Raw genomic sequence first — 10,114 nt, 5'->3', positions numbered from 1 at the left:
GGCTTCCTCCTAAAAGAAAGCCTTGAATCACGTTCAATCTGATTTGAGAATCCCAAGAGTCCACACGGCCTAAGGCCATATGCGATTCCCCTACGCTTGCGGGGGAGGTGAAGCCAACCCGCAGCCGATTCAATCTGATCGAAACACCCGCTGGCCCTTTCCTTCCTCGCCCGGCTGGTTTACATGCATTTGCATGAAAATGATGCCCGCCACACGTCGCTTTGCGCCCACCTCCCTGATGCTGGGAAATATCGTCACCGGCTGCTCCGTGCTGGCGCCGGCGGGGATGCTTCCGGAACTATCCGGCGCGCTGGACGTCTCGATCCACGCCGCGGCGCTCCTGATTACCTTCGGTGCGATGGTCTTGTGCATCGGCTCGCCGCTCACGGCATGGCTCACCAGCCGCATCGATCGCCGCACCTTGCTCGGTGTCACGCTCGCGGTGCTCACGGTCACCAATCTCGCCTCTGCCCTGGCGCCTGATTACGTGAGCCTTCTGGTCATTCGCCTCGTCATGCTGGCGATCGGCGCGCTCTATACACCGCAGGCGGCCGGCACCGGCGCGCTGATCGTGCCGGTCGAGCGGCGCGGCTCGGCCATCGCCTATATCTTCCTCGGCTGGTCGCTCGCGGCTGCGGTCGGATTGCCGCTGATCACCTTCATCGCAAGCCATTACGGCTTTCGCGTCGCCTATGGCGGCATCGCGCTGGTCGGCTGCGTGAGCTGCGCGCTGCTGTTGTTGCGATTGCCGCGCGGATTGCTCGGGGCGCCCGTCGATCTGAAGACCTGGATCGAACTCGGCCGCAACCGGATGGTGCTCGTGCTCCTGGCGATCACGACGCTGCAGATGGCGGGCCAATTCGTGGTCTTCACCTTCATGGGGCCGCTGCTTACGGGATTGACCGGAGCCGGGAGCAATGCCGTCGGGCTTGTCTTCGGCCTTTACGGTGTCTGCGGCTTCATCGGCGTCGTGATCGCGACCCGCATCGTCGACTCCTGGGGGCCGTATCGGACATCGGTGCTGTTCACCTTGCTGATGCTGACCGGCGTGACCGGATGGGCGCTGAGCGCGGGCGTCTATGCACTGATGGCCGGCTCGGTTGCGATCTGGGGGCTCGGCTTTGCCTCCGCCAATTCGATGCAGCAGGTGCGGCTGGTTGCGGCGGCGCCGGCGCTTGCATCGGCGTCGGTATCACTCAACACCTCCGTGCTCTATATCGGGCAGGCGATTGGTTCCGCGATCGGCAGCGTGCTGTTTGCGCACGGCTGGTTCCACGGCGCAGGCTACGTCTGCGCGGCTTTCCTCGCGCTCGCGGTTGCGACCATCGTGCTGACAAAGCCCCGCCGGGCGGCGGCGGCGTAAGCTCTAACGGCCTGCCGATGGAGGAGCGCTTGCGATCCGCGCGAGCGGTGCGGTTCCCGCCATCTTCACCAGCACTTCTTTCACCGGGTGCTGGGTCCAGGCCAGCGTGACGTAATCGCGATGGGTGACGCCGTCGGGGGTCTGCACGAACGCGACGCTACCGGGCTGCAACGGCCCGTCCATGCTCTCGCGGACGCGGATGCCCTTGTTCCTGAGCATCGTCATCAGTTCCTGATCATGCCGCTTGGTGTAGCGGGTGTACGAACTCACGAAGAAACCGCTGCGGTTATTCTCGATCCAGGAGGCGAACTTGTCGAGTTCGCCATAGACCGCATCCAGCAGCACCACGCCGCGCACGCGGCCGGTTGCGCCACCGACATCGAGGCTCCAGGCGGTCGGCAGGAAGCCGCCGCTATAGCCGACGATCACGACGGGCATGTTGGCGAAGGCTGCCGCCGATTTGGGATCGCCGTAGAGGCGGGCGAGGTGGGAGGTGGATTCGTCGAGGAAACGCTTGAAGCCGCCCGGCTGCCAGAATTTTCCGGCGCTTGAATCGGCGGCATCGACCGCCATCTGCGGCGCCAGCAGCACCGCGTTGACGCCGGAGTCCGATATCTGCTGCGGCACCAATTGGCGGTCGCGCACGTCGCGCTCGAGGGTTGCGCCATTGCCGTGGAAGAATACCACGATCACGCCCGGCTTACCGACGTCGAAATTCTCAGGCACGTGCATCAGGACGCGGCTGTCATTGTAGGTCTCGTCCTGCCAATAGACGCGGCCCGAATAGCTGCGATGGCCCTTGCGGCTGCCGTTCGTGACATTGAGGAACGGCGCATCCGAGCGCGGGTTGTTGCCGAAATAGGGGAAGGCGGAGGATCTCATGCTGACCAGCGTGGTCAGTTCCTCGCGCTCGCTCGGCTTCGGCAGATTGAGCGTGGGCGTCAGCGAGGCCGTCCGGACCGGCGCGGGACGCTGCGGCTCGGATGCCGGCGTCGGCGCGGCGGCCTGGCGCTGCACGAGCCTTTCCTGCTCGGTCGGGAAGCGTTCCTTGAACGATGGTGCCGGGAAGCGATCCACAAACGTGTCGCTCGCAACCGCGTGCGTGTTCGCCGCAAGCGCCGAAGCGCTGGGCGCTCTGCCGCATTGAGCCAGCACGGTCGCGAGCGGCAGAAGCAGGGAGGCGGTCACGATCCAGCGCCACGGCGACCTCGGCCAGCGCGACCGCGCGGCAGGGGACATTGCCCGGTCCGCGCGATCACACTTCTGGAATGTTGGGTTCGCTGCCCCGATCATCCACCCGCTACCCCGAACTCCCGGCAAACGCCGAATCTGAGCGCACCGGTGTTTAGGTGACGTTAAGCTTCCGGAAAATTTCCCCATCCGGAAGTAGCAAGAAGACCATCCAATCGTGTCGCGATTGTGGGTCGCCTCTCGTGTTTACACAAAGGCCGGCCCTTTGAAGGCAACAATGGGGTATTATGATACCCAAATCTTGGCTAGAGTTAGATGCTTGTTAACGTTGCTTGAATTGGCCGTTTTCCGCCTGCACGATGGGAATCGTCGAAGCGCGTGGCGCTGAAGGTACGGTCCGATATGGCGGCATCACACACGGGCAGCGCGGCATGGTCCGGTTCGCTCCCCGGCAGCGGGTCGACCGTTTCGGTCCTCGTGGCCACGGCCATCGTGGTCGCCGACATGGTGGGCGTCGGCGTTTTCACCAGCCTCGGCTTCCAGGTCAAGGACATTCCGTCAGGCTTCTCGATCCTCCTGCTGTGGACCGTCGGCGGCATCGTCGCGCTGTGCGGCGTATTTTCCTATGGCGAGCTCGGCGCGATGTTTCCGCGCTCGAGCGGCGAGTACAATTTCCTGAGCCGCGCCTATCACCCGGCGTTCGGATTCGTCGCCGGCTGGGTGTCGGCGACCGTCGGCTTCGCCGCGCCGGTCGCGCTCGCCGCCATGGCGTTCGGCGAATACGGCAAGTCGGTCTTGCCGGACGCGCCGCCGCTTGTGCTCGCGCTCGGCGTGGTGTGGCTGGTGTCGATCATCCAGCTTACCGGAGTCAGGCACTCCTCGACCTTCCAATTGGTCTCGACCATCCTGAAGGTGGTGCTGATCGTCGCGTTTCTGGTCGCCGGATACTTGATCGCGACGCCGCAGCCGATCTCGTTCGCGCCGACTTCGGCTGATCTTTCCCATATCGTCAGCGCGCCGTTCGCGATCAGCCTGGTGTTCGTGATGTATTCGTTCTCCGGCTGGAACGCGGCGACCTACATCATCGGCGAGATGCACCTGCCGGAGCGCAATTTGCCGCGTGCGATGCTGTCCGGGACGCTGATCGTGCTCGTGCTCTATGTCGCCCTGAACGCGGTGTTCCTGCACACCGCGCCGATCGACCAGCTTGCCGGCCAGATCGACGTCGCCCGGATCTCCGGCAGCTATATCTTCGGCGAGCTCGGCGGCCGCATCGTCGGCGCGATGATCTGTGTCGGGCTGATCTCCTCGATCAGCGCGATGATGTGGATCGGCCCGCGCGTGATGATGACCATGGGCGAGGACATCCCCGCACTGCGGATCTTCGCGCGCCACTCGACCAGCGGCGCGCCGGCCTATGCGATCCTGTTCCAGCTTGCGGTGGCGACGTTGATGCTGTTCACGCGCAGCTTCGAGGCGGTGCTCGACTTCATCCAGTTCGCGCTCCTGTTCTGCTCGTTCTTCACGGTGCTCGCCGTGATCAAGCTGCGCATCACCCGTCCCGACCTGCCGCGGCCTTACCGCGCCTGGGGATACCCGGTCACCCCTGCGGTTTTCCTGCTCGTGACCGGTTTCATGATGTACTATCTGTTGACCGACCGTCCGCTGCAGTCGGCGCTCGGTACGTTGATCATGCTTTCCGGCCTTTTGATCTACGCCGTTTTCCGCAAAGGGGCGGCGCGCCCGGCGGCCGCCGGAGCATCGGGTCGCGAATGAGGATGTTCCTGCCATTGAAAGTTGTCGCGCTCGCTTTCGCCATCATGCTCGCGGCGCTGCCGGCGTGTGCCGCCGACACCGTGACCGCGGACGATACCGCGCGCTTCCTTGCCGGGATGATGCCGTCAGCGGACTCTCCGCTGGTCCCGCTGACCCGGGACCCGGCCTGGCAACAGCACGCCCGATTCTTCGACCAGGCCTTTGCGCAGCTCGAGCAGCGCCAGTTGTCGAAGATCCGCGCCTGGGCGGAGGCCAATCTCGCGGCGCCGCGGCCGACCATGTTCTACATGTTCTCCGGGCCCGACTTCATCTACGCCGACGCCTTCTATTCCAACGCGACGACCTATGTGCTCAGCGCGCTCGAGCCGACCGGCTCGGTACCCGACCTGACAAGACTGCCGCGCGGCGACATCGGTGCTGCGCTCTACAATGTCGAGCGCTCGCTGTCTTCGGTCCTGAGCTTCTCCTTCTTCATCACCAAGAAGATGAAGGTCGACCTGCACGCGGGCGAGATCAGCGGCACCCTGCCGATCCTCTATGTATTCCTGGTGCGCTCGGGCAAGACCATCCGCACCGTCGCGCCGGTTGTGCTCGACGAGAACGGCATCGTCGGCACGGAAGGGGCAGGGAAGGGCGCGGTGCGCGGCGCACGCATCACCTTCGCCGGCAATGATGGCGTCGAGCGCACGCTCTATTACTTCTCGACCGATCTCTCCAATTCCGGCGTCAAGGCGAGCGGCTTCCTGAAATTCTGCGAGACGCTTGCGCCCGGCAACAGCCTGATCAAGAGCGCGTCCTATCTCATGCACGCCGGCAATTTCACTGTTGTGCGTGACTTCATCCTCAAGAACAGCGCCACCATCATCCAGGACGATTCCGGGATTCCGCTGGTCTATTTCAACCACAGTCGCTGGCGCTTCTTCCCGTTCGGCCGCTATGCCGGCCCGATCGCCGAATTCCCGGGCCGCTACCAGGAATCCTATGCCGAGCTGTTCCACCGCGCGCAGCCGATCGATTTCGGCATCGGCTATCGCTGGCGCACGCATGAAACCAACCTGCTGCTTGCCGTGCAATTGCCGGGTGACGGCTTCGGCACCGCCGATGCTGTGGCCCAGGATGCGCCAGCCCCCAAACCAGCGCCGCCGCCGCGTCCCAGGGCGCCGCGGCAGCCGGCACCGTTCTTCAGTTCGCAGCCCGGCGGTTTCTTCTGGTTTGGGCGCTGAAGCGTTTTCGAGCGAAGTGGATACCGGTTCGCGTGAAGAAAACGCGTCAAAACAAGAATCCAGAGCCCCGCTTCGCTCGAAAACGCTTCAGATTCCGGTCTTGCTTCAACATCAAGTGAATGTTGCGATCGTAACGCACTGGCTGGATCGACCGCGCGTCCTGTAATCCATTCGTAGCCGCGCCTCGTCAGGTTCGTGATCTGTCACTCAAGTTCCGAGGGATTGATATGATCGCTGCCGATGTCGACGACCGATTCAACAAATGGCTGGGCTTCTTTAATGTCGCTGCAGCGGCGAAAGACATTGATGCGCTGCTGATCCTGTTCCATCCGGACGCATTCTGGCGTGACCTGCTGGCATTCACCTGGAACGTGCGCACCGCCGAAGGTCATCACGAAATCCGACAGATGTTGGATGCGTGCCTTGCGCGTGCGGCACCCACGGCATGGCGGCAAACAAGGCCCGCGCGTCTCGAAGATGGCATCGTGGAAGGGATCGTCGAATTCGAGACGAAGGTCGCTCGCTGCAAAGCAGTCATTCGCTTGAGAGAGGGCAAGGTCTGGACATTGCTCACGTCGATGGCGGAGCTCAAAGGCCTCGAAGAAGCGCCAGGCCTCGACCATGTCAGCCATGGCGGAGATGCGCATCCGGAAAAGCGATTCAGCGATATTTCCGCTTCGACGAAGCAGCCATACTGCGTGATTGTTGGAGCCGGACACAGCGGGCTTGGATTGGGCGTGCAGCTCCGAAAGCTTGATGTGCCGACGCTGATCATCGATCGCCGCGAGCGACCGTCCGATACCTGGCGAAATCGTCACGATTCGTTGTCGCTGCACACTCCCTCATACTTTGATCAGATGCCGGGATTCTCCTACCCCGACGACTGGCCGCTGCATCCCTCGAAGGAGCGCTTCGCCGACTGGCTGGATGCGTATCAGTCGGTGATGCAACTCGACGTGATGACCGGGGCAGAATGCGTAGGGGCCGAATACGATGATGCGCGAGGGAAATGGCGCGTCCAGGTCAAACGCCGCGACCGCGCGATCGAGCTCAACCCGGAGCAGCTTGTGCTCGCTACCGGACTATTCGGGACTCCGACGATCCCGGACGTACCTGGAAAGGAACGGTTCAAGGGACCGCAACAACATGCGAGCTTGTATCGTAGCAACCCTCATCACAGGGACTGCCGGTGCGTCGTGGTCGGATCAGGCACCACGGCGCACGATATTGCTGCGGATCTTTTCGCTGGTGGCGCTGATGTCACGATGATTTAGCGCAGTCCGACCATCGTGATGAGGTTGGAGACGTTGCTCGAAGGATTTGCAAGGCTCTACGGCAGCGAGCCGAAGGCGCAGGGTATAACGATCGACCTGGCGGACTTGTTGTTCGCCGCAACCCCTTTGCGCATTCTGGTGGGCATGCACCAGAAGCTGGTGAAGCACGTGAAGGAGAAAGACGCGGCCTTCTACCGGCGACTGGAGAGCGCCGGCTTTCGATTGACCTTCGGTGAGGACGAGAGCGGCGTGTTTCCTCAGGTCCTGCGCGATCCCGGTGGCTACTACATCGATGTCGGTGCATCGGAGCTGGTCGCGAACGGCAGCATAAAGCTGAGAAGTGGTGTCGGCATCACGGCGCTTCGCGAAGAAAGCGTGGTTCTCAGCGACGGGAGCGAACTTCCCGCCGACATCATCTTCTACGCAACCGGCTACGAGCGCGGCTCGTTCGAACCCATCCTGACGCCGGAGACTGCAAAAAGGGTCGGCCCGCTGTGGGGTTTTGGCTCAGGCACGCGCCGCGATCCCGGCCCGTGGCAGGGTGAGCTGCGGAACATGTGGAAGCCCACGCAACAGAAAGGGTTGTGGTTTCACAGCGGTGGAGTTGGAGTCGCGCGATTTTACTCTCGCATCCTGGCCCTGCAGATCAAAGCCCGACAGGCCGGGATAGCGACGCCCGTGTACGAAGGCGAAGCTGCCAAGGCGCTCGAGGCTGCGTGAACAGCTCCAATTCACCCGCGCCGCGTCACCAGTGCACGCTCTGGCTCGGCACGATGAAGGCGCTGTTGTCAGGCGTGTTCGGCTTGTGGGTGAAATAGAGGTACCCGGAAACGATCAAAATGATCAGGGCGATGATCGCCAGCAAATCTATCTGGCGCGGGTCGTGACCGTGGCGGCTGATTTTCCAGCGCATTATTGGTGTCCTCCCTGCGGACGCAAGAAGTCAATGCCGCACTGCCGCCACAGTTCCCGCACGCCAGCGATGCATGCATGGCGTGAAAGCACGCAGCGGAGAGGGCGATCCTCTACGGCGAGTTGACACCGCGCCAGCGGCCGTAGCGCCACGGCAGATACCAGCGCGCGCCGGGCGGCGCCTGTTCCGGCACATTGTCGATGCCCGACGTGCCGAAGGGATGGCAGCGCAATAGCCGCGCCAGCGTCATCCAGCCACCGGCCCACAGCCCAAAGCGCTCGATCGCCTCGTCGCCATAGACCGAGCAGGTCGGCAGATGCCGGCAGTTGTAGCCGACCAGGGGCGACAGCGTATGCCGGTAGATCCAGATCAGCGCGCGACCGAGATTGCGCGGCAACCGCCGGGCTGCGCTGGCACAGTCCGTGCATTGAAACTGATGTGACGTTCGATGTTCCATGGGCGTCATACCGCAAACTTACGTCGTGTTGCGGGGGTTCCCAAGCAAGGAACTCAGTTCTCGCAGATATTTACGCCACAGTTCGCAACTATCGCACCGCACGGGCGGCGCTGCAGCGAAGGTCCTATGGACGGCACAGGTCAGTACGGTTACCGTTTTGATAATGCTTCGATGACACCATCTTGTCACGTTGCGATGGGGCCGTTGCCACCGCTCATCCATGGGGCTTGGGGGAAGGAACCAAATTGAGGCTCGTGACGTCGCTTCGTCTTCGCGGTCTGGCACTCCTCGGCGCCGCCGCCTTTTGCATCACACTACCTGGCTCGGTCACGACGCTGGGCAATTCGGCCCGCGCCGGCGCCAGCCTGGAACAACGCAAGACACCGATGCGGTTCAGTTGGGTGGCCTGCGAGCCCAATTGCAGGGGTTGGGTGTCCGCCGTCGGCATCATCACCGCCGACAGCCCGCGCGACTTCGATGAGTTCGCCCGCGGCCGCCAGCTCGGCGGCGCCACCATCGTGCTCGATTCCAGCGGCGGCTCAGTCAACGACGCCATCACCCTCGGCCGCCGCTTCCGCGGCCTGGGCGCATTGACCACCGTCGGTACGACCGTCATCAACCAGACGTCGCAGGGCCAGCGCGCCAGCGTCAGGCCGGAAGCCTATTGCGAGTCGATGTGCGTGTTCCTGCTGTTGTCCGGCAAGACCCGTTACGTGCCGGAAGACGCGCATGTCCGCGTTCACCAGATCTGGATGGGCGACCGCGCCGACGATGCGCGCGCCGCGAACTACACCGCGCAGGACATGATGATCGTGGAGCGCGATATCGGCCGGCTCGCGAAGTACACTTTCGACATGGGCGGCGCAGGCGACCTGTTGTCGCTGGCGCTGAGCGTTCCCCCCTGGGAAGAACTGCACGAACTGTCGCGCGACGAGTTGCGGCTGACCAATCTCGCCACCACCGAGCAGGTCGCCGACGTGTTGCCGCCGCAGGATAATGCGGCCACCGTCCCGGTCGCGGAGGCGAAGTCGAAAGCGACGCAGGACCGTTTCGCCACGAGCGTGGCTGACGGCGAGACGACGGCACACCCCGCGAGGTCGACATCGACCAAGACCGCGGAAGCCCTGGTTCCCACCGGCAGCACCGCCACGCCGCCCCCGGTCCAGCCGGCGAAGTGACGCCGTCATTTTCCCCGTCATTGCTTCGCTCCGCTCGCAATGACGGGAGGGGACGGGCGCGGCCTACGCCGGCTGCTTGGCCTTCGCCTCGATCTGGCCGATCGCATCAACCACGGCATCAAACGTCAGCATGGTGGAGGCGTGGCGGGCCTTGTAGTCGCGCACCGGCTCGAGCAGGGCGATCTCGGCCCATTTGCCGTCTTCCGGGGGCTTGCCGTTTTCCTTGAGCATCTTGCGCACGGTCTCGCGCAAGTCGCGCAGTTCATCGGCGGTCGAGCCCACCACGTGACTTGCCATGATCGAGGAGGAGGCCTGCCCCAGCGCGCAGGCTTTGACGTCATGGGCGAAGTCGGTGACGACGGGGCCGTCCATCTTGAGGTCGACCTTCACGGTCGAGCCGCAGAGTTTCGAATGCGCGGTGGCGCTGGCATCGGGGTCGGGAAGGCGTCCGAGACGCGGAATATTCCCGGCCAGTTCGATGATCCGCTTGTTGTAGATGTCATTCAGCATGCGAATAAAGCTCGTGGGCAGAGGGGCAGGGGCGCCCTTGGCGGCAGGGTTTCATGGCCCTATATATGGGTGGTATCGGCCGAAATACAGTCCGGCCATGCCACCGGCGCGGGCCAGTTCAGAAGCCAATGCTATGCTGCCGGTGTTACAGCATTGGAGTGCCCCCCAAAAGTGAGACACGGGAAATTAGGGACAGTTCTCTAACGGAGAACGTATGCCCAACAAATCC

General features: G+C 63.3%; 10 protein-coding genes. 6 read left to right on the top strand and 4 right to left on the bottom strand.

What is annotated here, in order from left to right; translation table 11 throughout:
* The first annotated feature begins 202 nt into the window (after positions 1-202).
* Positions 203-1,363: an MFS transporter gene (locus AAFX91_RS34615; protein ID WP_394569552.1), complete on the top strand. Its 1,161-nt coding sequence runs from the start codon at positions 203-205 to the stop codon at positions 1,361-1,363.
* Between the two features lie 3 nt (positions 1,364-1,366).
* On the opposite strand, the gene AAFX91_RS34610 is transcribed toward AAFX91_RS34615, so the two are convergent.
* Positions 1,367-2,656 carry an alpha/beta hydrolase gene (locus AAFX91_RS34610; RefSeq protein ID WP_394569551.1) on the bottom strand — a complete coding sequence of 430 codons (1,290 nt, stop codon included), beginning with the start codon at positions 2,654-2,656 and terminating at the stop codon, positions 1,367-1,369.
* A 300-nt stretch (positions 2,657-2,956) separates the two neighbouring features.
* Between AAFX91_RS34610 and AAFX91_RS34605 the strand changes: the two genes are divergently transcribed.
* The 4 genes from AAFX91_RS34605 (at position 2,957) to AAFX91_RS34590 (ending at position 7,547) form a co-directional block, all read left to right on the top strand.
* Positions 2,957-4,330, top strand: a complete 1,374-nt coding sequence (locus tag AAFX91_RS34605) for an APC family permease (protein ID WP_130583142.1) — start codon at positions 2,957-2,959, stop codon at positions 4,328-4,330.
* A 2-nt stretch (positions 4,331-4,332) separates the two neighbouring features.
* Positions 4,333-5,553, top strand: a complete 1,221-nt coding sequence (locus tag AAFX91_RS34600; protein ID WP_394569550.1) for a hypothetical protein — start codon at positions 4,333-4,335, stop codon at positions 5,551-5,553.
* A 227-nt stretch (positions 5,554-5,780) separates the two neighbouring features.
* Positions 5,781-6,827, top strand: a complete 1,047-nt coding sequence (locus AAFX91_RS34595) for an NAD(P)-binding domain-containing protein (protein WP_394569549.1) — start codon at positions 5,781-5,783, stop codon at positions 6,825-6,827.
* Between the two features lie 24 nt (positions 6,828-6,851).
* On the top strand, positions 6,852-7,547 hold the full coding sequence (locus tag AAFX91_RS34590) for a hypothetical protein (RefSeq protein WP_394569548.1): 696 nt from the start codon (positions 6,852-6,854) through the stop codon (positions 7,545-7,547).
* Positions 7,548-7,572: 25 nt separating this feature from the next.
* Here AAFX91_RS34590 and AAFX91_RS34585 read toward each other — a convergent pair whose 3' ends face one another.
* Both AAFX91_RS34585 and yidD read right to left on the bottom strand, forming a co-directional pair.
* Positions 7,573-7,740 carry a hypothetical protein gene (locus AAFX91_RS34585; protein WP_394569547.1) on the bottom strand — a complete coding sequence of 56 codons (168 nt, stop codon included), beginning with the start codon at positions 7,738-7,740 and terminating at the stop codon, positions 7,573-7,575.
* Positions 7,741-7,852: 112 nt separating this feature from the next.
* On the bottom strand, positions 7,853-8,197 hold the full coding sequence (yidD, locus tag AAFX91_RS34580; protein ID WP_130583139.1) for a membrane protein insertion efficiency factor YidD: 345 nt from the start codon (positions 8,195-8,197) through the stop codon (positions 7,853-7,855).
* Positions 8,198-8,442: 245 nt separating this feature from the next.
* Here yidD and AAFX91_RS34575 point away from each other — a divergent pair, with 245 nt between their 5' ends.
* Positions 8,443-9,375 (top strand): hypothetical protein, encoded by a 933-nt coding sequence (locus AAFX91_RS34575; RefSeq protein WP_394569546.1) that lies wholly within the window; start codon positions 8,443-8,445, stop codon positions 9,373-9,375.
* 63 nt (positions 9,376-9,438) lie between these two features.
* On the opposite strand, the gene AAFX91_RS34570 is transcribed toward AAFX91_RS34575, so the two are convergent.
* Positions 9,439-9,885, bottom strand: a complete 447-nt coding sequence (locus tag AAFX91_RS34570; protein WP_130582042.1) for an iron-sulfur cluster assembly scaffold protein — start codon at positions 9,883-9,885, stop codon at positions 9,439-9,441.
* Between the last annotated feature and the right edge of the window lie 229 nt (positions 9,886-10,114).

Origin of the sequence: Bradyrhizobium sp. 31Argb (assembly GCF_043638955.1) — a bacterium.
Lineage (GTDB): Bacteria > Pseudomonadota > Alphaproteobacteria > Rhizobiales > Xanthobacteraceae > Bradyrhizobium.
The sequence above is the reverse complement of the archived record's forward strand: the minus strand, read 5'-3'. Positions and strand labels throughout refer to the sequence as shown.